The 23,544-nt window shown below is 68.7% G+C and carries 16 protein-coding genes; 2 read left to right on the top strand and 14 right to left on the bottom strand.

Going from position 1 to position 23,544, the window contains the following annotated elements; genetic code table 11:
- Nucleotides 1–3: 3 nt before the first annotated feature.
- The 8 genes from dxs to ngcE all read right to left on the bottom strand — a co-directional run bounded on the left by dxs (nt 4) and on the right by ngcE (nt 10,672).
- The gene (dxs, locus tag ABFX81_RS01425) at nt 4–1,935 is read right to left on the bottom strand and encodes a 1-deoxy-D-xylulose-5-phosphate synthase (RefSeq protein ID WP_086854989.1); all 1,932 of its coding nucleotides are present in this window, start codon (nt 1,933–1,935) and stop codon (nt 4–6) included.
- Nucleotides 1,936–2,112: 177 nt separating this feature from the next.
- Nucleotides 2,113–3,414, bottom strand: a complete 1,302-nt coding sequence (locus ABFX81_RS01420) for a sugar ABC transporter permease (protein WP_086854988.1) — start codon at nt 3,412–3,414, stop codon at nt 2,113–2,115.
- Nucleotides 3,411–4,202, bottom strand: a complete 792-nt coding sequence (locus ABFX81_RS01415; RefSeq protein ID WP_086854987.1) for an ATP-binding cassette domain-containing protein — start codon at nt 4,200–4,202, stop codon at nt 3,411–3,413. The genes ABFX81_RS01420 and ABFX81_RS01415 overlap by 4 nt, the downstream gene beginning before the upstream one ends.
- 232 nt (nt 4,203–4,434) lie before the next feature.
- Nucleotides 4,435–5,535: an ABC transporter substrate-binding protein gene (locus tag ABFX81_RS01410; RefSeq protein ID WP_346137756.1), complete on the bottom strand. Its 1,101-nt coding sequence runs from the start codon at nt 5,533–5,535 to the stop codon at nt 4,435–4,437.
- A gap of 133 nt (nt 5,536–5,668) precedes the next feature.
- Entirely contained in the window at nt 5,669–6,880 is a 1,212-nt protein-coding gene (locus ABFX81_RS01405) for an ROK family transcriptional regulator (protein WP_059420732.1), read from the bottom strand.
- Between the two features lie 440 nt (nt 6,881–7,320).
- A complete protein-coding gene (locus ABFX81_RS01400; RefSeq protein WP_086854985.1) occupies nt 7,321–8,244 on the bottom strand; it encodes an ABC transporter permease subunit in 924 nt (307 codons plus the stop codon).
- Between the two features lie 4 nt (nt 8,245–8,248).
- Nucleotides 8,249–9,175 (bottom strand): ABC transporter permease subunit, encoded by a 927-nt coding sequence (locus tag ABFX81_RS01395; RefSeq protein ID WP_086854984.1) that lies wholly within the window; start codon nt 9,173–9,175, stop codon nt 8,249–8,251.
- A gap of 42 nt (nt 9,176–9,217) precedes the next feature.
- Nucleotides 9,218–10,672, bottom strand: a complete 1,455-nt coding sequence (gene ngcE / locus ABFX81_RS01390) for an N-acetylglucosamine/diacetylchitobiose ABC transporter substrate-binding protein (RefSeq protein WP_086854983.1) — start codon at nt 10,670–10,672, stop codon at nt 9,218–9,220.
- 367 nt (nt 10,673–11,039) lie between these two features.
- On the opposite strand from ngcE, the gene ABFX81_RS01385 reads away from it, so the two are divergent.
- Complete coding sequence (locus ABFX81_RS01385) at nt 11,040–14,837, top strand: GH92 family glycosyl hydrolase (RefSeq protein WP_346137506.1); 3,798 nt, start codon at nt 11,040–11,042, stop codon at nt 14,835–14,837.
- A 21-nt stretch (nt 14,838–14,858) separates the two neighbouring features.
- Entirely contained in the window at nt 14,859–16,841 is a 1,983-nt protein-coding gene (locus ABFX81_RS01380) for an alpha-glucuronidase (protein WP_346137505.1), read from the top strand.
- Nucleotides 16,842–16,853: 12 nt separating this feature from the next.
- Here the strand turns inward: ABFX81_RS01380 and ABFX81_RS01375 are convergent, their stop codons facing one another.
- Genes ABFX81_RS01375 through ABFX81_RS01350 form a run of 6 tightly spaced genes read right to left on the bottom strand, consistent with a single transcriptional unit; the run spans nt 16,854 to nt 23,463 of the window.
- Nucleotides 16,854–18,860: a beta-galactosidase gene (locus ABFX81_RS01375; protein ID WP_346137504.1), complete on the bottom strand. Its 2,007-nt coding sequence runs from the start codon at nt 18,858–18,860 to the stop codon at nt 16,854–16,856.
- A complete protein-coding gene (locus ABFX81_RS01370; RefSeq protein ID WP_346137503.1) occupies nt 18,857–19,540 on the bottom strand; it encodes a hypothetical protein in 684 nt (227 codons plus the stop codon). Before ABFX81_RS01370 ends, ABFX81_RS01375 begins: the two co-directional genes overlap by 4 nt.
- Nucleotides 19,537–19,896 carry a hypothetical protein gene (locus ABFX81_RS01365; RefSeq protein WP_086850589.1) on the bottom strand — a complete coding sequence of 120 codons (360 nt, stop codon included), beginning with the start codon at nt 19,894–19,896 and terminating at the stop codon, nt 19,537–19,539. Before ABFX81_RS01365 ends, ABFX81_RS01370 begins: the two co-directional genes overlap by 4 nt.
- A complete protein-coding gene (locus ABFX81_RS01360) occupies nt 19,893–21,548 on the bottom strand; it encodes an extracellular solute-binding protein (RefSeq protein WP_086850587.1) in 1,656 nt (551 codons plus the stop codon). The genes ABFX81_RS01365 and ABFX81_RS01360 overlap by 4 nt, the downstream gene beginning before the upstream one ends.
- A gap of 56 nt (nt 21,549–21,604) precedes the next feature.
- A complete protein-coding gene (locus tag ABFX81_RS01355; protein ID WP_086850585.1) occupies nt 21,605–22,477 on the bottom strand; it encodes an ABC transporter permease subunit in 873 nt (290 codons plus the stop codon).
- Nucleotides 22,471–23,463 (bottom strand): ABC transporter permease subunit, encoded by a 993-nt coding sequence (locus ABFX81_RS01350; protein WP_086850584.1) that lies wholly within the window; start codon nt 23,461–23,463, stop codon nt 22,471–22,473. The genes ABFX81_RS01355 and ABFX81_RS01350 overlap by 7 nt, the downstream gene beginning before the upstream one ends.
- Nucleotides 23,464–23,544 lie beyond the last annotated feature (81 nt).

The raw sequence follows: 23,544 nt of genomic DNA, 5'->3' as shown, positions 1-23,544 counted from the left end.
CAGTCAGTCCCGCGCGGGCTCCACGGAGTCGACGGCGTCGGCCGCGGAGCGCTCGTACCGGCCGTCCAGCTTGGCGACCAGCCCGGTCACCTGGCGGGCGATGTCCGGCGCGGTGAGGCCGATCTCGGCCATGACCTCGGCGCGCGAGGCATGGTCGAGGAAGCGCGGCGGGATGCCGAAGTCGCGCAGCGGCACGTCGACGCCCGCGTCACGCAGCGCCTGCGCGATCGCCGAACCGACACCACCGACCCGGCTGTTGTCCTCGACGGTGACGACCACGCGGTGCTGCTCGGCGAGCGGGGCCATGGCCTCGTCGACGGGTTTGACCCAGCGCGGGTCGACGACGGTGGTGGAGATGCCCTGCTTGTCGAGCAGGCCGGCGATCTCCAGGCACATCGGCGCGAGGGCGCCGACGGAGACCAGGAGCACGTCGGGCCGGTCGGTGCCGGGCTCGCGCAGCACGTCCATGCCGCCGACGCGGCCCACGGCGGGAACGGCGGGACCGACGGCGCCCTTGGAGAAGCGGACGACGGTCGGCGCGTCGTCGACCGCGACGGCCTCGCGCAGTTGGGCGCGGACCTGGTCGGCGTCACGCGGCGCGGCCAGCCTCAGCCCCGGCACGACCTGGAGGATCGACATGTCCCACATGCCGTTGTGGGACGCCCCGTCGGTGCCGGTCACACCGGCCCGGTCCAGGACGAAGGTCACCCCGCACTTGTGCAGGGCGACGTCCATCAGCACCTGGTCGAAGGCGCGGTTGAGGAAGGTGGCGTACACCGCGAACACCGGGTGCACGCCGCCCGTCGCCAGGCCCGCGGCGGACACGGCGCCGTGCTGCTCGGCGATGCCGACGTCGTAGACGCGTTCGGGGAAGCGCTTGGCGAACCTGTCCAGGCCCACCGGCTGGAGCATGGCGGCGGTGATGGCGACGATGTCCTCGCGCTCCTCGCCGAGCTTGACCATCTCCTCGCCGAACACGGACGTCCAGTCGGCGCCGGAGGAGGCGATCGGCAGACCCGTGTCGGGGTGGATCTTGCCGACGGCGTGGAAGCGGTCGGCCTCGTCCTGGAGGGCGGGCTGGTAGCCGCGGCCCTTCTCGGTGAGGCAGTGCACGATGACCGGCCCGCCGAAGCGCTTGGCCCGCGCGAGCGCGGACTCCAGGGCCTCCAGGTCGTGTCCGTCGATCGGGCCGACGTACTTCAGGCCGAGGTCCTCGAACATGCCCTGCGGGGCGATGAAGTCCTTCAGGCCCTTCTTGGCGCCGTGCAGGGTGTCGTAGAGCGGCCGCCCCACGACGGGGGTGCGCTCCAGCACCTCCTTGGTGCGGGCGAGGAACCGCTCGTAGCCGTCCGTCGTCCGCAGCGTCGCGAGGTGGTTGGCGAGGCCGCCGATCGTCGGCGCGTAGGACCGCTCGTTGTCGTTGACGACGATGACGAGGGGCCGGTCCTTGGCGTCGGCGATGTTGTTCAGCGCCTCCCAGGCCATGCCGCCGGTCAGTGCGCCGTCACCGATCACGGCGACGACGTGGCTGTCACGCTGGAGCAGCTCGTTGGCCTTGGCGATGCCGTCGGCCCAGCCGAGGACGGTCGAGGCGTGCGAGTTCTCGATGATGTCGTGCTCGGACTCGGCCTGCGAGGGGTAGCCGGACAGGCCGCCCTTCATCTTCAGCTTGGAGAAGTCCTGACGGCCGGTGAGGAGCTTGTGCACGTAGGACTGGTGTCCGGTGTCCCAGAGCACCTTGTCCTTGGGCGATTCGAAGACCCGGTGCAGGGCGATGGTGAGCTCCACCACGCCGAGGTTGGGGCCGAGGTGACCGCCGGTCTTGGAGACCGCTTCGACAAGGAAGGTCCGGATCTCCTCCGCCAGCTGGTTCAGCTCCTCCAGGCTGAGCCGGTCCAGATCGCGCGGTCCCCTGATACGGGTCAGCAGCGGCACCCGTGCCTCCTTGCAGTAGAGCTGTTGCCGGGCTTGTCGAGTCTAATGTTCCGCCTTCGCGGGCGGCGCCGAGGCCATGCGTCGTACGTCACGCGTTCGGCTGTACCCAAGTTGTGCCACACCTACGACATGACTGTGCCCGGCACCCCCAGGGGCACCGGGCACAAAGCCGGAACGCTACGCGCGACCCGCGGTCTTCTGCGTCTTGCGCGTCACCGCGTCGATCACCACCGTGGCCAACAGCACACCACCGGTGATCATGTACTGCACCGGAGAGGCGATGCCCTCCAGGGCGAGCCCGTACTGGATCGACACGATCACCAGCACACCGAGCAGCGCGTTCCACGTCCGCCCACGACCGCCGAACAGCGACGTACCGCCGATCACCGCGGCGGCGATCGCGTTCATCAGCAGGTCACCGCCACCAGCGCCCTGGTTGGCCGCGGCGATCTTCGACGCGATGAACAGGCCGCCGACCGCCGCGAACGTCCCGGAGATCGCGAAGACCGAGATCCGGACCATCTCCACGTTGATACCGGCCCGGCGCGACGCCTCGACGCTGCCGCCGAGCGCGAACACCTTCCGCCCGTACGCCGTGCGCCGCAGCACGAAGTCCGTGACCAGCAGCACCACGATGAAGATCACCACGGCCAGCGGCAGGCCCTTGTACTGGTTGAAGACGATGGCGACGGCGAACGCGACGACCGCCAGCAGCACCGTCCGCACGATGGTCTCGCTCAGCGGCCGCGACGGCACCCCGGCGGCCTCCCGGCGCCGGTTGCCCAGGAAGGAGCTGAGGAAGAACCCGGCGGTCACCACCGCGGCCAGCCCGTAGGCGGCGGCCACGTCCGAGAAGTAGTAGCTGGTCAGCTGGGCCACGACCCCGTCCGGGTCGAGGTTGATCGTGCCGTTGTCACCCAGGATCTGGAGCATGAAGCCGTTCCAGAACAGCAGTCCGGCCAGGGTGACGGCGAACGCGGGGACGCCGATCTTCGCGAAGAAGAAGCCGTGCAGCGCGCCGGCGACCGTGCCGGTGACGATGGCCAGCAGGAAGGCGAGCCACTCGTTCATGCCGTTGGTGACGTTGAGCACGGCGAAGCTCGCACCCGCCACACCGCTGACCGAGCCGACCGACAGGTCGATCTCGCCCAGCAGCAGCACGAACACGATGCCGACGGCGATCATGCCCGTGCCGACCATGGCGACGGACATGTCGGACAGGTTGCCCGCGGTGAGGAAGTTGGAGTTCAGGCTCGTGAAGATGATCCAGATGATCGCCAGCCCGATGACGACCGGGATGGAGCCCAGGTCGCCGGACTTCATCTTGCGCTTGAACTCGGTGACGTAGCCGGCGAGGCCCTGCTCGCGCACCAGCAGCCGGGGGTCGACGACCGTCACGGCCGCCTTGGCCGCCTCGGGGTTCTCCACGACGTGGTCTTCGGGGGCTCCCGTAGCCGCGGAGGTCTTGTCGATGCTCACTTGGAACCCTCCCCGTTCGTGCGCGCCGCACGGCGGGTCACGGCGTTGTCGGTGGCGCCGGTGATGGCGGAGATGATCTCTTCCTGCGAGGTCGACTTGACCTCGAAGATGCCGTTGTTGCGCCCGAGGCGCAGTACGGCGACCTTGTCCGCGACGGCCTTGACGTCAGCCATGTTGTGGCTGATGAGGATCACGGCGTGGCCGCGCTCGCGCAGCCGCTCGACCAGGTCGAGGACCTGCGCGGTCTGCTCGACGCCGAGGGCGGCGGTGGGCTCGTCGAGGATGACCAGCTTGGGCTCGCCGAGCATGGACCGGGCGATGGCCACGGTCTGGCGCTGGCCGCCGGACAGCGAGGCGATCGGGATGCGGACGCTCGGGATGCGGATCGACAGCGTGTCGAGGAGCTCGCGGGAGCGGCGCTCCATCTCCACCTCGTCCAGGACACCGCGCTTGCGGATCTCCCGGCCCAGGTAGAGGTTGCCGACGACGTCGATGTTGTCGCACAGCGCGAGGTCCTGGTAGACGGTCGCGATGCCCAGGTTCTGGGCGTCGTGCGGTTTGTTGATCTGGACGGACCTGCCGTCCCATTCGATGACGCCCTCATCGATGGGGTGCACGCCGGCGATCGTCTTGACCAGCGTGGACTTTCCGGCTCCGTTGTCGCCGACCAGGGCGACCACCTCACCGGCGTGGACCTCAAGCTCTACGTCGGTGAGCGCCTGTACGGCACCGAACCGCTTGGAGACCCCGCGCAACGCCAGCACGGGCGTAGCGGACACGTGAACCATCTCCTTCGCCGCCTGACCCGGCGGGAGGTTGTGCAGAAGTGTGGGAGGAGTGATCACTCCGGCGCCCCGCGGAGCTTGCGGGGCTGGTGTGGCGGGGCGCCGGAGGAACTCGGGGGCAGCTGGTCCCGCACGGGGGTCACGGGAGTCCGGACACGGACTCCCGTACTCCCTCAGGGGACCTGGCGACTGCCTGCTTGAGACCGATTGCCTACTCGAGGCCGATCCCGATCGCCTACTTGAGGCCGATCTTGTCGCAGGCGGCCTTGTACTTGCCGGAGCAGATCTCGCTCACGGTGTAGATCCCGTCCTTGATGACGGTGTCGTTGATGTTGTCCTTGGTCAGCGAGACGACCGGGACCAGGACGGACGGGATGGCCTTGGTGGTCGGACTGTCGACCTTGTCCTTGGCGATCGAGTCGAGCGACTTGCCCTGGGCGAGGTTGACGGCCATCTCGGCCGCGACCTCCGCCTCCTGCGGGTAGGGCTTGTAGACGCTCATGTACTGCTCACCGGTGACGATGCGCTGCACGCCCGCGAGTTCGGCGTCCTGGCCGGTGACCGGGATGTCGGCGATGCCGGCGGCCTTCAGGGCGGTGATGATGCCGCCCGCCATGCCGTCGTTGGCGGAGTAGACGCCGACGATCTTGTCCTTGCCGAGGGCGGAGATGGCGCCCTCCATGTTGGAGTTGGCGTTCTCCGGCTTCCACTCCTTGGTGTCGTACTCGCGGCCGATCTTCACCTTGCCGTCGAGGACGGAGTGGGCGCCCTTCTTGAACTGGGCGGCGTTCGGGTCGGTGGACGACCCGTTCATCATGACGATCTGGCCGTCCTTGGCCTTGTCACCCAGGGCCTTCAGCAGGGCCTCGCCCTGGGTCTTGCCGACGGTCTCGTTGTCGAACGAGGTGTAGGCGTCGATCGGGCCCTCGGCCAGGCGGTCGTAGGCGACGACGGGGATGCCCGCGTCCTTGGCCTTTTTCACCGAGCCGGCGATGGCCTTGGAGTCCACCGCGTCCACGATCAGCACGTCGACCTTGTTGGTCACCATCGTGTCGACCTGCTGGTTCTGCGTGCTGGCGTCCTGCTTGGCGTTGGCGTAGACGACCTCGCCCTTGCCGTTGGTGAGCTCCTTGACCTTGTCCTCGATGAGCGGCCGGTCGAACTTCTCGTAACGGGCGGTCGCGTTCTCCGGAAGGAGCAGGCCGACCTTGATGTCGTCGCCCTTCTTGGCGGACCCGGTGGAGTCGGCGCTGTCGCCCGACTCCTTGGCGCTGCCACAGGCAGCAAGCGAAACGGCCATCGCACCGGCGGCAATCGCAACGGCGGCGCGACGCATACGCGTGTTCACTTCAGAAACCTCCCTGACGAGGCCGCGACATTGCGGCCGAGGTGGCTGGAAGTCAACTCGGCCACACGTGCGACGTCAAGAAGTAAATCCTTAACGAGATGGCAACGGTGCCATCCGTTCTCTAAGTGAAGGCAGGGGTCGCCGCCGGCAGCGCCCCTACGGCAGTGCCGTCCAAAAGTGTTGAATCGCCCATCTCGCTGAGGGCCAGCGCGAGCGCTCCGAGCACCTCCGCACGGCCGCCGAGAGCGCCGGGGAGAACGGAAAGCTGGCGTGCCGCACTGGGAATGGCGTAGCGGCCCACGGACTCCCGGATCGGCCCGAGCACCAGCTCACCGGCCTCGGCGAGATCACCGCCGAGGACCACACGGCTCGGGTTCAGCAGGTTGCAGAGATTGGCGACTCCACTGCCGATGTGGCGGCCGACGTCGGCGATCACCCGACGACAGCCCGGGTCACCGTCCCGCGCGAGCCGTACGACGCCTTCCATCGTCAGGTCGGTGCCGTGGCTGGACTGGAGGAGCGGCAGCACGTAGCGCGCGGCCGCGAAGGTCTCCAGGCAGCCGCGGTTTCCGCAGCGGCAGACGGGGCCGGATTCGTCGAGTGTAATATGTCCGATTTCTCCGGCGGTACCGCCCGGACCCCGGTAGATCTTGCCGTTGATCACCAAGCCCGCACCGACACCGCTGGCGACCTTGATGTACGCCAGGTCGCGCACGCCGCGGCCGCTGCCCCAGACCATCTCACCGAGGGCGCCGAGGTTGGCGTCGTTGTCCACGTGCACGGGTACGCCGAGACGGCCGTGGAGCTCCTCGGCGGGCTTGGTCCCCGTCCAGCCGGGGAGGATCGCGGTCGAGCCGAGGGTGCCGGACTCCACGTCGATCGGGCCGGGCACGCCGAGGCCGACGCCGGCGATCTTGGTCCGGTCGACACCGGTGGCCTCGATCAAGCGGCTGACCAGCTGTTCCGCCCGGTCGAAGCCCTGGGTCGACGAGGCGTCGACGTCGAGTGGCTCGGACTCCTCGGCGAGCACCTGGTGGGCGAGGTTGCCGATGGCGACGCGGAGGTGGGTGTGGCCGAAGTCGACCCCTATGACGATGCCGGCGTCCCCGCTGAGGGACACGCTGCGGGCCCTGCGGCCGCCCGCCGAGGTGGGTGTGACCTCGACCGTGCCGCCTTCCTTCAACTCCCGGACGATGTTGGACACCGTCGCGGCGGACAGGCCCGTCGTCCGCGCGATCTCGGCCTGGGTGAGGGAGCCCGCCAGGCGCACGGCTCGTACGACCCGCTCCAGGTTGGCTCGGTGCAGCGACGACTGCGACCCCGGAGTCTCCACGACGACCTCCTGCGCGCGGGGCCGCTTCGATGAGACCCCGTCCATGTCCAACTAGTGAACTCTAAGCTGAGCCGTTCGGGTTGCCTCCCGTCAAGAGGTTGAACCGATTCAGGGTGTGTGCATGTGGTTGCGCAGGGCTACGTGAACCTCCGGTGGTCGGGCGGGATGCCTGCGGCGGCATGGGCTGCTTCGGTGGGGGTGCGCGGATTCGCCCAGCGTTTCGTCGTGGGTCGGGGCCGTGCCGGGAGGTGTCCGTCCTCGCCGGTTCCGCGTAGCTGCGGGCAGTCGTGCCTCCCCCAGTGCCTTAAGGGCCTGGGAGGTGCCCCCAGGGCGGCACGGGTGGGCGCGGCGGCACCCCGTAGCGCCGGGTTGCGCAGCCCCCCGGCCTCAGCAGCCGCCGGCGGCACCTCGCAACGGGCTGCGGACCCACCCGGCAGCCGTTACTTCAGCGCACCCGCCGTCAGCCCCTGCACCACCTGGCGCTGGAAGATGATGTACGCCGCGAGGACCGGGAGCATCGCCATCACCAGGCCCGCGAAGAGGCCCGACCAGTCGCCCTTGTAGCCCTGGCTGACCGCCAGCTGGACGAGGCCCTGGGTGAGGACGCGCTTGTCGGGGTCGGTGTTCAGGACCGTGGGCAGCATGTACTGGTTCCACTGGCCCAGGAAGTTGAAGATGCCGACGCTGATCAGGCCGGGCTTGGCCATGGGGAGCATGATCTGGAAGAACGTACGGCTGTGCGAGGCGCCGTCGACGAAGGCCGCTTCGGCGATCGACGTCGGCAGCGTGCGGAAGAACGCCGTAAGGAAGAACACCGTGAAGGGGAGGGAGTAGGCGATGTAGACGAGGATCAGGCCGTGGATGGTGTTCAGCAGGCCCATGTTGTTCACGACGTAGAACAGCGGGACCAGCGCCAGCATGATCGGGAAGCTCATGCCGCCGATGAACAGGTAGTAGATGAAGCGGTTGCCCGGGAAGTCGAAACGGGCCAGGACGTAGGCCGCCATGGAGCCGAGGACGAGCGTGCCGATGAGCGAACCGCCGACCACGAGGACCGTGTTGAGGAAGTAGTCGCTCATGTTGGCCTGGGTCCACGCCCGCGACCAGTTGTCGAAGTGCAGCGTGTCCGGCAGCGACCATGGCGAGGAGAAGATCGAGCGGTCGTCCTTGAAGGACGTCATCACCGCCCAGAGCAGGGGCATCACCACCATGAACGCCCAGATGACGAGGATGCCGTGGGAGAAGGCGTTGAGGACCGTGCCCTCCTTCTTCTCCTTCGGGGGCCGGGGCGGTGGCGTGTCCGTCTTGGTGATCGGCGCGCCGGACTCGGCCGGGAGGGGAGCGGGGGTTTCCGTCGTCTTCATCTGATCAGTACTCCAGCCGCTCGCGACGGCCCAGCCGCATCACCACGGCGGCGAAGGCCAGCGTGACGACGAGCAGGGCGACACCGATGGTGGTGGCGTAGGCGGCCTGCCCGTCACGGAACGCCTTCTGGTAGACGTACAGGACCATGACGGTGGTCGAGTAGTCGGGACCGCCCGGCCCGGTCGTCATGATCTGCACGACCGCGAACGACTCGGCGCCCAGGGCGAGGATGCCCATGTACACCCAGCCCGACTGCACGGTGTCCCAGAGCAGGGGCAGCGTGACGCGGAAGAACGTGGTGACCCGGTTCGCGCCGTCGAGGAGCGCCGCCTCGTACATCTCCGCCGGGATGGAGGCCATGCCGGCGGAGAAGAGGACCACGAAGAAGCCGACCGTGGACCAGACGAGCACCGCCATCACGGCCCACAGCGCCAGGTCGGGGTCGCCGAGCCACAGGGGCTGGACGTCGTCGAGACCGATTCCGCGCAGGACCGAGTTGATCGCGCCGCTGTCCGGGTTGTACGCGAACGCGAACAGCAGCGCGACGATGGCGATCGAGAGGACCTGCGGGAAGAAATAGACGATCTTGTAGAAGGAGGAGCCCCGGACGCCGGAAACGACCGGACCGTTCTTCCTCTTTCTGCCGCCGACATTGATCATGAAGGCGAAGAACAGTGCCAGGCCGATCGTCACGACCGGCAGCAGGAGCGCGAACAGCAGGCTGTGCTGCAACGACTTCCAGAAGATCTCGTCGTCGAGCATCCGGCTGTAGTTGTCGAAACCGACCATCTTGAATTCGGGACTCAGGCCGGTCCAGTCCGTGAACGAGTAGTAAATGGACTGGATGAACGGCCAGATCACGAAGAGCGCGTACAGTCCCAGGGGCAGCGCGAGGAAGCCCACGATGAACCGGTACTTGCCGTGCTGCATCGCCACTCCGGTGCCGTTGCGGAAATTGGGTTTCCGGTGCCGTTACTGGTGCTTGTAGTGCTTGATCGAGTCGTCCTTGGCGACCTCGTCGGCGTAGGCCTGGATCTTCTTGATGGCCTCGGCCGGTGTGAGGCGGCCGGCCATCATCTCGCCCAGGCCGGAGACGCCGATCTTCTCCTTCTGCAACTGCACGTACCAGTCCTGGAGACGGGGATTCACCACGTTCTCGCCCGCCTTGTCCAATGCCGCGACACCCGATTTCAGACCGGGGGTGAGGGCGATGCCGTCGGTGCCGCCGTTGTACGCGGTCAGCGACTTCACCTTGCCGGTGAAGTTCTTCGAGGACGCCTCACTGAGCATGATGCGCAGTTGCTCCATACCGCCCTCGGCGTTCTTCGCCTTGGACGGGACGATGAAGGGCTCGCCGCCGGAGGCCCAGATGGTGCCGAAGGGCAGCTTGTCGGAGGAGTCGATTCCGGTGGGCGCGGAGACGGCCAGGCCGAAGTCCTTCGGGATGACGTTGGCCGACTCGTTCTCCACCCAGGAGCCGTTCGGGATGAACAGCGCCTTGCCCTGGGCCCACGCGGTCTGCGACTGGATGTGGTCCAGGCCCGGGGTGCCCTTGAGGACGTAGCCCTTCTTGTAGAGCTCGTAGTACGCGTCGAAGCAGGCCTTGACGGCCGGGTGCTTCCAGGCGTTCGGCTCCAGGTTGTCGATGGCGTCGAGGACCTCGCGGCCGCCGACCTTGCCGATCATCGGGTAGAGCGAGAAGGGGAGGTAGTACGGGTATTTGCCCGCGTATGTCCAGCCCGCCATGCCCTTCTTCTTGGCCTTCTCGCAGACCGCGAGCATCTGGTCCCAGGTCTCCGGGTACTGCTCGTCGAGCGAGTCCAGGGCCTTCTGCGAGTACCAGACGCCGTAGACCGTGTAGGCGTAATAGAGGATCCAGACCTTCTCGCCGTCGAACTGGCCCATCTCGACGATGCCGGGGCGCAGCGTGTCGCGGACCTTCTTGTTCGGGTCGTCGTAGGAGGGCGCGTCCAGCAGCGGGGTGAGGTCGGTGAGCTGGTCCTTGCCGACCAGGACGCCCATGTCCATCTGCTCGGCGCCGGAGTTGTCGATGAGGTCCGGCGGGGTGCCCTGGTTGAAGCGGGGCTGGAGGGTGGACTGGATCTTCTGGGTGGCGGAGAACTTCACCTTCGCCTGCGGGAAGTTCTTCTCGTAGATCTTCACGGCGTCCTCGGCGTACTCCTTGCCGAAACCGCCGTCGAACAGGACGAATTCCATACCCGCGGTGTCGTTGACGCCGAGCGGGTTCTTCGCGGTCTTCTTACCGGCCTTGGCCTTGTCCCCGCTGTCATCGCCGCCGCTGCTGGCGCAGGCGGACAGGAAGCTCATCGTGGGAACGGAGATCAGCCCGAGCGCGGCGGACCTTTTGATCAGATCACGGCGGCCGACACCCTCGGTGCCGCGGTTCTCGGCGGAAGTGGATCCCATGCTCAAGTCCTCGCCTTCTCCAGGACTCAGGCGGTGAACCGGATCCTTCCGGCACCGCGATCGGGTCAAGCTGGGTCGTGCAGGGAAGTGCGGGTGGTGACGTGCGGATCGTGTGAAGCGTGCGACAGGTATAGTCCACTTCCCGCCAGCGGATCAAGATCGAACACAGGGTTGGCCATGGGTCTTATCCGAGTTGAGACCTGGCGGAAAGTCAGGCGCTCCGTCTGTTTCTCGGCGGAAATATCCCGGTCATCACCCACGAACGCCACAAGCAACACCCTTGACACTCCCGGACACTTGGGCAACTACTGGTCCTTGCGCATCGAAGTTGACAACGTTGTCCACTGCGCAGGGAGGGTACCCGTAGATGCAGCGGAAAGCTCGGCACAGATGGGGTTCGGCGGTCGTGTCGGCGACCGCCTTCGCTTTGGCCCTGGGATCCCAGGGCGTCGCGGTCGCACTGCCCGAAGCCCCCGAGAAGACCGACCGGAGGTTCGCTTCCTCGTTCGAGGCGGACGACCCGGTTCCGGACTGGCTGAACACCGTCGACACGGGCCCCGACGGCGGCAAACGCGCCTCGGGCGTCGATGGCGGCTACAGCAGCGGCATACCGGGCAATGTGACCGACCACGTCACCGACGTGCGGGCCGGCGGTGAGAACACGGGCGGGGGCGAGGTGAAGGAGAACCTCGTCGACGGCGAGCCGAGCTCCAAGTGGCTCACCTTCGAGCCCACCGGCTGGGTGGAGTTCGACCTGGACAAGCCGGTCAAACTGGTGCGATACGCACTGACGTCGGCCAACGACCACGACGAGCGCGACCCGAAGGACTGGACCCTGAAGGGCTCGGCCGACGGCAAGGAGTGGAAGACACTCGACACCCGCTCCGGGGAGTCCTTCTCCGAACGGTTCCAGACGAAGACGTACGACCTGGCGGAACCGGCCGAGTACCAGCACTTCCGGCTCGACGTCACGGGCAACAACGGCGGCGACATCCTCCAGCTCGCCGACGTCCAGTTCTCCACGGGCGGCAGCGACGGACCCGTCCCGCAGGACATGCTCTCCCTCGTCGACCGGGGCCCGACCGGCTCCCCCACCGCCAAGGCGGGCGCGGGATTCACCGGAAAGCGCGCCCTGCGTTACGCCGGCCGGCACACCGCCGACGGACGGGCGTACTCGTACAACAAGGTCTTCGACGTGAACGTGGCCGTGGGTTGGGACACGCGGCTGGCCTATCGCATCTTCCCGTCGATGGCGGACGGCGACCTCGACTACGACGCGACGAACGTCTCCGTCGACCTCGCCTTCACCGACGGCACCCACCTGAGCGACCTCAGGGCGACGGACCAGCACGGCTTCCCGCTGACCCCGCGGGGGCAGGGCGCGGCGAAGGTCCTCTACGTCAACCAGTGGAACAACGTGGTCGCGCGGATCGGGTCGGCGGCGGCCGGGAAGACCGTGGACCGCATCCTGGTGGCGTACGACTCCCCCAAGGGCCCGGCGAAGTTCCGGGGCTGGCTGGACGACGTGACCATCGAGTCCGTCGCCCCCGAGCGGCCGAAGGCGCATCTGTCCGACTACGCGGTGACGACGCGCGGCACCAACTCCAGCGGCGGCTTCTCGCGGGGCAACAACTTCCCGGCGACAGCGGTGCCGCACGGCTTCAACTTCTGGACGCCGGTGACCAACGCGGGCTCGCTGAGCTGGCTGTACGACTACGCACGTGCGAACAACGCGGACAACCTGCCGACGATCCAGGCGTTCAGCGCGAGCCACGAGCCGAGCCCCTGGATGGGTGACCGGCAGACCTTCCAGGTGATGCCGTCCGCCGCCTCCGGCACCCCGGACACCGGCCGGGAGGCCCGGGAGCTGGCCTTCCGGCACGAGAACGAGACCGCGCGGCCGTACTACTACGGGGTGCGGTTCGAGAACGGGCTGAAGGCCGAGATGGCGCCGACCGACCACGCGGCGGTCCTGCGCTTCACCTACCCGGGCGACGACGCGAGTGTCCTCTTCGACAACGTGACGGATCAGGCGGGGCTGACTCTCGACAAGGAGAACGGGATCGTCACCGGCTACTCGGACGTGAAGTCCGGCCTGTCGACGGGCGCGACCCGGCTGTTCGTCCACGGCGAGTTCGACAAGCCGGTGACCGAGGGCGACTCCAGCGGCGTCAAGGGCTATCTGCGCTTCAAGGCCGACGACCGGACCGTCACCCTGCGCCTGGCGACCTCGCTCATCAGCGTCGACCAGGCGAAGGCCAACCTCCGCCAGGAGATCCCGGACGGCACCTCCTTCGAGGCGGTGAAGCGGAGCGCCCAGCGGCAGTGGGACCGGCTGCTCGGCAAGGTGGAGGTCGAGGGCGCCACCCCCGACCAGCTCACGACGCTGTACTCCGGCCTGTACCGGCTGTACCTGTACCCGAACTCCGGTTTCGAGAAGGTGGGCGGTAAGTACCAGTACGCCTCGCCCTTCTCCCCCATGCCGAACCCGGACACCCCGACGCACACCGGCGCGAAGATCGTCGACGGCAAGGTGTACGTCAACAACGGCTTCTGGGACACCTACCGGACGACCTGGCCGGCGTACTCGTTCCTCACACCCGGCAGGGCGGGCGAGCTGGTCGACGGGTTCGTGCAGCAGTACAAGGACGGCGGCTGGACCTCACGCTGGTCTTCCCCCGGCTACGCCGACCTCATGACCGGCACCTCCTCGGACGTGGCGTTCGCGGACGCGTACGTCAAGGGCGTCGACTTCGACGCGAAGGCGGCGTACGACGCGGCCGTGAAGAACGCCACGGTCGTGCCCCCGAACTCGGGCGTCGGCCGCAAGGGCATGGCCACCTCCCCCTTCCTCGGCTACACGAGCACCGAGACGCACGAGGGCCTGTCCTGGGCGCTGGAGGGCTACCTCAACGACTACGGCATCTCCCGCATGGGACGGAAGCTCTACGAGGAGACCGGCGAGCGGCGCTACAAGGACGAGTCGGAGTACTTCCTGGACCGCGCCCGCGACTACGTGAACCTCTTCGATCCGAAGGCCGGTTTCTTCCAGGGCCGCGACGCCGAGGGCGACTGGCGGGTCGAGTCGTCGAAGTACGACCCGCGGGTGTGGGGCCACGACTACACCGAGACCAATGGCTGGGGGTACGCGTTCACCGCCCCGCAGGACAGTCGCGGCCTGTCCAATCTGTACGGCGGCCGGAAGGGTCTCGCCGACAAGCTCGACGCGTACTTCTCCACGCCGGAGACCGCCTCCCCGGAGTTCGTCGGTTCCTACGGCGGTGTCATCCACGAGATGACCGAGGCGCGGGACGTGCGGATGGGCATGTACGGGCACTCCAACCAGGTCGCCCACCACGCGATCTACATGTACGACGCGGCCGGGCAGCCCTGGAAGGCCCAGGAGAAGGTCCGCGAGGTGCTGTCCCGGCTCTACACCGGCAGCGAGATCGGGCAGGGGTACCACGGCGACGAGGACAACGGCGAGCAGTCGGCCTGGTACCTGTTCTCCGCCCTCGGCTTCTACCCGCTGGTGATGGGCAGCGGCGAGTACGCGATCGGCTCCCCGCTGTTCAAGAAGGCGACCGTCCATCTGGAGAACGGACGCGAGCTGGTGGTGAAGGCGCCGGAGAACAGCGCGCGGAACGTGTACGTGCAGGGGCTGAAGGTCAACGGCCGGACGTGGACGAAGACCTCGCTGCCCCACTCGCTGGTCGCCAAGGGCGGTGTCCTGGAGTTCGACATGGGTCCGCGGCCGTCGTCCTGGGGCACGGGCGGGCACGCGGCGCCGGTGTCGATCACCCAGGACGACGAGGTGCCGACGCCCCGGGCGGACGTGCTCGACGGTGAGGGCGCCCTGTTCGACGACACGTCGGCGACGGACGCGGCGGTGACCTCCGTGGACCTGCCGGTCTCCGAGGCCGCCAGGGCGGTCCAGTACACGCTGACGTCGTCGTCGGACCGTGCGAAGGCGCCGGGCGGCTGGACGCTCCAGGGCTCCTCCGACGGCACCACCTGGCGGACGCTGGACCGGCGCTCCGGGGAGTCCTTCGCCTGGGACAGGCAGACACGCGCGTTCAGCGTGAGGTCACCGGGTACGTACGAGAAGTACCGCCTGGTCCTCGACGGCGAGGGCACGCTGGCGGAGGTCGAACTGCTCTCCTGAGCAGCCGAGTTGGGGGGTCTCATGCCGCTTCCCGTGCCCGTCCTGCCCGAGGGTGTCGACCCGGCCTGGCTGCCGCCCGCCGCCTTCCGTGCGGTCGGCAGCCGGCGGACGCTGATCCGTGGCTCGGGGCCGCCGGCGGAGACGGTGCACGGGGAGGTGGCGGAGGCCTGCCGGCGGTTCGGGGGCCGGGTCGTGCGGGGTGCCGTATCGGACGGCACCTACGACCTGGTCCTCGACCTCGGCGACGACCGCCTCGGTGAAGAGGGCTTCACCTGCGCGCGTGAGGGCGGCACGACGGCCGTCACCGCCTCCGGCGGGCGGGGGCTGCTGTACGGGCTGTTCCACGTCGTGCGGCTCGGCGAGGCGGCGTTCACCGGCGCGTGGGCGCGGGAGACGCATCGCCCCGCGCTCGCCCTGCGCATGCTCGACCACTGGGACAACGTCGCCGTGCACCCGGTCATGGGCCAGGTGGAGCGCGGATACGCGGGCGGCTCGCTGTTCTGGGAGGACGGGCGGGCGCGCGGCGACCTGGAGCGGGTGCGGGCGTACGGCAGGCTGCTCGCGGCGTGCGGGGTCAACGCGGTCGCCGTCAACAACGTCAACGTGCACGAGACCGAGGCGCACCTGCTGACCGACCGGATCGGCGAAGTGGCCGCCATCGCCGATGTGTTGCGGCCCTACGGCGTCCGCACCCACCTGTCCGTGTCCTTCGCCGCGCCGGTGGTGCTCGGCGGGCTCCCCACGGCCGATCCGCTGGACGAGGCGGTGCGGGGCTGGTGGGCCACGGCGACACGACGGGTGTACGAGGCGATCCCCGACTTCGGCGGGTACGTCGTGAAGGCCGACTCGGAGGGTCAGCCGGGCCCGTTCGCGTACGGCCGCACGCACGCGGACGGAGCGAACATGCTGGCCGCCGTGCTCGAACCGTACGGCGGCACCGTCCACTGGCGGGCGTTCGTCTACGACCACCGCCAGGACTGGCGGGACCGCACGACGGACCGGGCCCGGGCCGCGTACGACCACTTCGTGCCGCTGGACGGGGAGTTCGCGCCGAACGCCGTGCTCCAGGTGAAGCACGGGCCGATGGACTTCCAGGTGCGCGAGCCGGTCTCACCGCTGATCGGCGCGATGCCGCGCACCCGGCTGGCGGTGGAGTTGCAGGTCACCCAGGAGTACACCGGGCAGCAGCGGCACGTCTGCTGGCTGGGGCCGATGTGGAGCGAGGTGCTGCGCTTCCGGCACGGACCGGAGTCGTCCGTGGGGGAACGGGCGCGGGGCGGGCTGGTCGCGGTGTCCAACGCCGGCGACGACCCGTTCTGGACCGGGCATCCCCTCGCCCAGGCCAACCTGTACACCTTCGGACGGCTGGCGTGGCAGCCGGACGCCGAGCCCCGTGAGGTGCTCGACGAGTGGATCGGACTGACCTTCCCGGAGGCCTCGGAGCGCTTGTCCGACGGGCTGCGGGCGGTGCTCGCCGGCTCGTGGCGAACGTACGAGAAGTACACCGCTCCGCTCGGCGTGGGATGGATGGTGCAGCCGGGCCACCACTACGGGCCGAGCGTCGACGGGTACGAGTACAGCCCCTGGGGCACCTACCACTTCGCCGACCGGGACGGCATCGGCGTCGACCGCAGCGTGGCGAGCGGGACCGGGTACGCCGGGCAGTACGCCAAGCCTTGGGCCGAGCTGTACGAGTCGCCGGACACCTGCCCCGACGAGCTGCTGCTGTTCTTCCACCACGTGCCCTACGGCCATCCGCTGAAGAGCGGGAAGACCGTGATCCAGCACATCTACGACACGCACTTCGAGGGGGTGGAGGAAGTCGAGGAGGCCCGGGAGGTGTGGGCCCGTCTGGCCGGGCTGGTGGACCCGGCGCGCCACGCGCGGGTGGCGGAACGGTACAAGGAGCAGCTCCGCAGCGCCCGCGAGTGGCGCGACCAGATCAACAGCTACTTCTTCCGCAAGTCGGGGATGCCGGACGAGCGAGGGCGCCGGATCTACTGAGAGAGCGAGACCCTACTGGAGGATCGCGACGCCCAGGGGGTCGAGGACCAGGGGGTCGCCCTGCTCCACCCGCTTGCCGGTGAGCAGGTCGCTGGCCGTGGTGCGGGCCGTCAGACGGGCCGGTTCGGGGGCGTGGTTGAGGAGGAAGAGGAGGGGGGTGCCGTCGGGGGTGACACGGGTGGCGGTCTCCACCGCGGGGTGGTCGGCGTAGGGGCCGAGCAGGTCGTGGCGGGCCAGGATGCGGCGGACGACCTGGTCGACACCCGGCTGGTCGAGGGCGGTGGCGACGTACCAGGCCTCGCCCTCGCTGAAGCGGTTGCGGGTGACCGCGGGGGTGCCGGCGTAGAAGTCGGTGCCGTAGGTGGCGACCGGTTCGGCGCCGCGTGGCAGCACGAGCTCGAAGACGAGCCGTGCCTCGGCCCGCAGTTCGGGAATGGGCTGGGTGAACTCCGGTGGGCGGGCGTCCCATTCGTCCACGCGGATGCCCATCAGCGCGGCGAGCGGGCCGGGGACGTCGGTGAGGAAGGCGCGGTCGTGCTCGTCGACACGGCCGGAGAGGAAGGTGGCCAGGACCGTGCCGCCGCGTGCGGCGACTTCTTCGAGGCGGGTGGCGAGGTCGCCCTTGACCATGTGGAGGGCGGGGGCGAGCACCACGTCGTAGGGCGTGAGGTCGACGGTCTGCGGGATCACGTCCACGTCGGCTCCGGCTTCGCGGGCGGCCCGGTAGTAGGCGTGGACTACCTCCAGGTACTTGACCAGCCGGGACGGGCCGTCGGAGATCTCCAGGGCCCACCAGCTGTCCCAGTCGAAGAGGAGGGCGGTGCGGGCCGGGGTGCGGGCGCCGAGGGTTTGGTCGCCCAGGGACTCCAATTCCCGGCCCAGTTCGGCCACTTCACGGAAGACGCGGGTGTCGTCGCGGCCCGCGTGGCCGATGACCGCCCCGTGGTACTTCTCGCAGGCGCCCCGTGAGGCGCGCATCTGGAAGTAGAGGGCCGCGTCCGCGCCGTGGGCGATGGCCTGGAAGGTGGCGAGGCGGAGCTCGCCGGGGCGCCGCAACGGGTTGACGTCACGGCAGGCCGTCGTGGACGGGGTCTGCTCCATCAGCCAGAAGGGGGCGCCGTCCTTCAGGCCGCGCATCAGGTCGTGGGCGAGGGCGGGCCGGGTCGGCGGGGCGTCGAGGGGCGGGTAGTTGTCCCAGGAGGCGAAGTCGAGGTGGGGCGCCCAGCGGTGGTAGTCGAGGGGGCGAAAGGTGCCCATGAAGTTGGTGGTGACGGGCGTGTCCGGGTCGTGGGCGCGGATCACCTCCTTCTCGGCCAGGAAGCAGCCGAGGAGGGCGTCGGTGGTGAAGCGGAGGTAATCGAGGGTGATGCCCTGGAAGGCGGTGTGGTCGGGGCCGCGCCAGTGTTCGGTGAGGGCGTTGGGCGGCTCGATCTGGTCCCAGTCGGTGTAGCGGTGCGACCAGAAGGCGGTCCACCAGGCGTCGTTGAGGGCGTCGAGGGTGCCGTGCCGGTCGCGGAGCCACGCGCGGAACGCCTCGGCGCACAGCTCGCAGTAGCAGGCGCCGCCGTACTCGTTGTTGATGTGCCAGGCGAGCAGCGCGGGGTGGTCGGCGTACCGTTCGGCGAGGCGGGAGGCCAGCGCGGTGGCGTGTTCGCGGTACACCGGTGAGCTGGGGCAGAAGTTGTGGCGCTGGCCGTAGCGGTGGCGGCGGCCCTCGAAGTCGGTGCGGTTGACCTCCGGGTGCCGCTTGGCGAGCCAGGGCGGGAGGGCGGCGGTGCCGGTGGCCAGGCAGACCTGGCGTCCCTCGGCGGCGGCACGGTCGAGGATGCCGTCCAGGACCGTGAAGTCGTAGGTGCCCGGGGCCGGTTGGGTGAGGGACCAGGTGAACACGCCGACGGTGAGGGTGTCGATGCCGGCCCGGGTGAACAGGCGGTGGTCGTCGTCCCGGACGGTCTCGGGCCACTGCTCGGGGTTGTAGTCACCGCCGTACGGGATCTTCGGCGTGCGGGGCGCGGTCATGCCGTGAAGTCCTCCTGGGTCTCGGTGATCACCGTGCGGCTGCCGTGCAGCAGGGACAGCAGCAGCGGAGCGGCCAGCAGGGCCACAAGGGCCTCGGTCAGCAGGACCGTCATCGCTGCCGTCAGGACGAGCAGGGAGGCGGCGGCGAGGGTGGCGCGGCCGTGCCGGAACAGGAAGTACCCGGCGAGACGGGCGGTGTCCCGGGCGCGGAAGGCGAACAGCGAGGTGAGGACGAGGGCGTGCGCGCCCCAGAGCAGGGAACCGGCGCCGATCGCCGCGAGCAGCAGCGCCCACCAGGCGGGCAGGCCGGTGGCGGAGAAGTGGGTGAGGGTGAAGGCGATGACCGTCAGCCAGGCCAGCAGGGGTGCCCACAGCTTCAGCGCCGGTACGGCGTTGAGCCGCCAGCCGCGCAGGTAGGCGCGGGCCGGGTGCAGTTCGGTGAGGTCGCGGCTGCGGTGGTGGAGGGCGTAGAGGGCGGCGGACAGGGCCGGCCCGAGGGGCAGCAGGCACAGGGCCGCGAGGGGGAGGTTGGCGGGGTGGGGGCCGAGCAGGAGCAGTCCGGCCAGGCCCGGCGAGGCGGCGAGGAGCAGCAGCGCCTCGACGGTGAGGACGGTGTGGATCAGTGCGGAGGCGCGGGAGAGGGCACCGGTGCCGAAGTCGGAGGCGCGTGCGGTGCTCATGCCGCCTCCCGGCCGGGCAGGCGCCACTCGTCCCACCAGGGCGGGGTCTCGTCGGCGACCGGGGTGAGCTCGACGAGGGTGACCTCGTGGCGGCCCAGGGGCAGGGGCAGATAGACGCGGCCGGCGTCGGCGGTCGGTCGCCGGTGGGTGCGCGGGGGTTCGCCGGAGCCCGGGACGCCGCGACGCAAGGCCACACCGACACCGCCGACGCCGGCGGCCGACCGCCGACAGGTACGCGCAGGCTCGGCGGAGCCCGGGACGCCGCGGCGCAGGGCGAGGTCGTGGTGGCCGGTGTCGGCGTGGTGGCGCCGGGTGCCGGTCCGCCGGCCGGTCGGTGCGTCGGGGACGCGGATCACCCGTTCTCCTTCTTGAACCGCTCGTACGCCTTGTTGTGCAGGTCGACGAGCTGCTGCATGTTCTTCGACTTCAGTTCGGCGAGGTAGGCGTTCCATTCGGACAGGGGCCGCTTGCCGAGGACGAACTGGAGGGTGTTCTGGATGACGTGGTCCTTGAGCGGGGTGTCCCAGAGCGTCGACTGTTCCTGCTCGAAGGACTGGAGCGGGTGAGCCGGGTCGATGGGCAGCTGCTCACGCTGGGACATGGCGTCCTGGAACCGCTTCTCGTCCGGGCTGAACGAGGAGGAGACCAGGGCCCAGCTGCCGCCGTAGGTGAAGACGCCGTTGAAGAAGCCGTAGTCCTTCTGGAGGTCCTTCGGGGCGTCCGGATCGGAGCCCATCAGGGAGATTCCGGGCTTCAGCTGCGGACGGCCGCCGGACTCGGTGTAGGTGACGCCCTCGACGCCCCACTTGCAGAACTTCTGGCCCTCGTCCGAGTACCAGAGCCAGTCGAGGAACTGCATCATCGCGACGAAGCTGTCGCTCTTGAGCGCCTTGCTGGAGACCATGACGCCGTTCTCCAGACGGGTACCGCCGAGCACGACCGGGCCGGCAGGTCCGAGGGGCACCGGGACCATCTCGATCTCGGCGCCGTCGACCTGCTTCTCCAGGTTGTAGCGGTAGTTCTGCACCAGCTCCTGGGGGTTGGCGCTGATCGCGTAGGACTTCTCGGCGAGCAGCTTCTGCACGGCCTGGTCGTCGGTCTGGCTGAAGCTCTCGGGGTCCATGAGCTTCTCGGCGACGAGCCCCCGCAGGTACTCCACCATCCGGCGGTAGGCGTCCTGGGCGCCGGTGAAGACGAACTTCTGCGCCTTGTGGTCGAAGCTGATGTTGTCGTACGCCCATCCGGCCCGGACGCCGAAGGCCTGGCCGAGGTAGCCGAACAGGGCGCCGCAGGGGAACGGGGTGTTGGTGCTCCAGCGGTCGGAGAAGGGGTACGTGCCGGGGTACTCCTCCCTGAGCGCCTTGAGGACGTCGTGGACCTCGTCCCAGGTGGTGGGCAGGCTCAGGCCGTGCTTGTCGAGGACGTCCGTGCGGAAGGACAGTGAGTAGCCCGCCTTGGCCTTCTCGTGCAGTCCGGGCAGCAGGTAGTACTTGCCGTCGGACTGGCGGATCGAGTCGAGCTCGGGCTCCAGCTTCCACTTGCGCACCTTGTCGCGGAAGTTGGGCATCAGGTGCACGTAGTCGCTGACCGCGAGGACGGCGCCCGACGAGACGAACGCGACCTCGGAGGGGTGGTACGTCTTGGGGATCAGGAACGGGGCGTCGCCCGCGCCGATGAGGACGCTGCGCTTCTTCTCGTAGTCGGCCAGGGGAACGTCGACGGGCTTGAGGGTGACGCCGGTGCGCTGGGTGAGCTCCTTCCAGAACAGCCAGCCGTCCTTCATGGGGTAGACGGGGTTGTTGTTGTGCAGCACCGAGAAGGACAGCGGCTTGGCCGCCTTGAACTGCTGTCCGGCGCGGTAGTTCTTCATCGCACCGTTCTGCTTCTTCGACAGGTCCTTCCCGTCCCCGCCGTCGTCTCCGCTGCCGCACCCGGTGAGGGTGGCGAGGCCGATGAAGCCGGCGGCGGCGAGTATCTGACGCCGGGAGAGCTGTCCTGCGTTCTGCACGGAGACTCCTTTGTTCCGTAAGCGAGCTGGTCCGTGGGCGAGTTGAGGAGGCGGCGTCAGCCCTTGACCGCGCCGAGCATCACGCCCGAGACGAAGTAGCGCTGGACGAACGGGTACACGCAGAGGATCGGCAGGGCGGTGAGGACGATGGTCACCGACTGGATGTTCGCGCCGACCTGGCTGAGCTGCTCCGTGCCCGCGCCGGCGTTGCCGCCGCCGGTGGCGCCCTGGATGAGGTTGCGCAGATAGACGGTGACCGGCATCAGGTCCGTCCGGTCCATGTAGAGGAAGGCGCTGAACCAGGAGTTCCAGAAGGACACCGAGTAGAACAGCACCATCGTCGCGACGACCGCCTTGGACAGCGGCAGCACGATCCTGAGCAGGGTGCCGTACGTGTTGAGGCCGTCGATCTGCGCTGCCTCCTCCAGTTCGGTCGGCAGGTTCTCGAAGAAGGCCTTCATGACCAGGAGGTTGAAGACGCTGATCGCGTTCGGCAGGGCGATCGCCCAGACGCTGTTCTTCAGGCCGAGGCTGGTGACCAGGATGTAGTTCGGGATCAGGCCACCGGTGAAGAACATGGTGAACACGGCGATCCCGACGAGTGCGCCACGGCCCTTGAGGTGCTTCTTCGACAGCACGTAGGCGTAACAGGTCGTCAGCACCATGGCCACCGCCGTCGCCACGACCGTGTACAGCACGGTGTTGCCGTAGTTCCGCCAGAACATCGAGTCCTGGAACACGATCTCGTACGTGGTGAGGTTGAACCCCTTGGGCAGCAGGGTCACCTCACCGGCCCGGATCTGCCGCTCCCCGCTGAAGGACCGCGCGAGGATGTTGACGAAGGGGTACAGGGTCACCAGCACGACGAGGGTGAGGACCACCCCGTTGACGCCCTGGAAGACCCGGTAGGAACGACTCGGCTTCACCACAGGCTCGTCCCCACTGTGCGGCGCGAGAGCTGGTTGGCGGACGTGATCAGGATCAGGCCGATGACCGCCTCGAACAGGCCGATGGCGGCGGCGTAGCTGAAGCTGTTCGACTCCACGCCGGAGCGGTAGACGTACGTCGAGATCACGTCGGCGGTCGGATACGTCAGCGGGTTGTACAGCAGCAGGACCTTCTCGAAGCCGACCGCCATGAACGCGCCGACGTTGAGGATCAGCAGTGTGACCATGGTGGGCCGGATGCCGGGCAGGGTGACGTGCCAGATCTGCTGCCAGCGGTTGGCCCCGTCGATGCGCGCGGCCTCGTACAGGTCCTCGTCGATCGTGGTGAGCGCGGCGAGGTAGAGGATCGTGCCCCAGCCGGCGGTCTGCCAGATCTCCGAGCCGACGTAGATGGTGCGGAACCACTCGGGTTCCTGGATGAAGCGGATCGGCTCGTGGCCGAACCAGCCGAGGATGTGGTTGACCGGGCCGTCGCTGGCCAGCATCTGCATCGTGATGCCCGCGACGATCACGATCGACAGGAAGTGCGGCAGGTACGACACCGACTGCACGAACCGCTTCAGGGAACGCCGGCGCACCTCGTTGAGCAGCAGCGCCAGCACGATCGGGACCGGGAAGCAGAACAGCAGCGTGAGCCCGCCGATCCACAGGGTGTTGCGGAACACCTGCCAGAAGGTGGGGTCGTTGAGGAACATCTGCACATAGCGCAGCCCCACCCACTCCTCGCCGAAGAGCGACCCGCCCGGCTCGAAACGCCGGAAGGCGATGACGTTGCCGATCATCGGCAGATAGCGGAAGACCAGGAAGAACAGCAGCGGCAGGATCGCCAGCGAGTACAACTGCCAGTCGCGGCGCAGTGCCCGCCGCCAGCCGGTCCGGGCGGGGTCCCGCTTGCCGCGACGGGGTGCGGCTGGGGCCGGAGGCGGATCCTCGGTGCCCGGCGGGGCCGACGTGGTGGACGTGCTCATTGCTCGGGCCTCCCGGGGCATGGGACGCGGAACCGAAACTTTCGAGCTCTTACCGGTAACTTCGCGGCAACTTAAGGGCAG

The organism is Streptomyces coeruleofuscus (assembly GCF_039532725.1).
Taxonomy (GTDB): domain Bacteria; phylum Actinomycetota; class Actinomycetes; order Streptomycetales; family Streptomycetaceae; genus Streptomyces; species Streptomyces coeruleofuscus.
Note: the sequence above shows the minus strand (reverse complement) of the source record. Positions and strands in the feature narration are given on the sequence as shown.

Excerpts from the sequence above, each read along its gene's own strand:
- ABFX81_RS01395 (WP_086854984.1), bottom strand. The coding sequence starts at position 9,175 with ATGCAGCACGGCAAGTACCGGTTCATCGTGGGCTTCCTCGCGCTGCCC.
- ABFX81_RS01380 (WP_346137505.1), top strand. The coding sequence starts at position 14,859 with ATGCCGCTTCCCGTGCCCGTCCTGCCCGAGGGTGTCGACCCGGCCTGG.
- ABFX81_RS01400 (WP_086854985.1), bottom strand. The coding sequence starts at position 8,244 with ATGAAGACGACGGAAACCCCCGCTCCCCTCCCGGCCGAGTCCGGCGCG.
- ABFX81_RS01385 (WP_346137506.1), top strand. The coding sequence starts at position 11,040 with ATGCAGCGGAAAGCTCGGCACAGATGGGGTTCGGCGGTCGTGTCGGCG.
- ABFX81_RS01415 (WP_086854987.1), bottom strand. The coding sequence starts at position 4,202 with ATGGTTCACGTGTCCGCTACGCCCGTGCTGGCGTTGCGCGGGGTCTCC.
- ABFX81_RS01350 (WP_086850584.1), bottom strand. The coding sequence starts at position 23,463 with ATGAGCACGTCCACCACGTCGGCCCCGCCGGGCACCGAGGATCCGCCT.
- ngcE (WP_086854983.1), bottom strand. The coding sequence starts at position 10,672 with ATGGGATCCACTTCCGCCGAGAACCGCGGCACCGAGGGTGTCGGCCGC.
- ABFX81_RS01375 (WP_346137504.1), bottom strand. The coding sequence starts at position 18,860 with ATGACCGCGCCCCGCACGCCGAAGATCCCGTACGGCGGTGACTACAAC.
- ABFX81_RS01410 (WP_346137756.1), bottom strand. The coding sequence starts at position 5,535 with ATGCGTCGCGCCGCCGTTGCGATTGCCGCCGGTGCGATGGCCGTTTCG.
- ABFX81_RS01370 (WP_346137503.1), bottom strand. The coding sequence starts at position 19,540 with ATGAGCACCGCACGCGCCTCCGACTTCGGCACCGGTGCCCTCTCCCGC.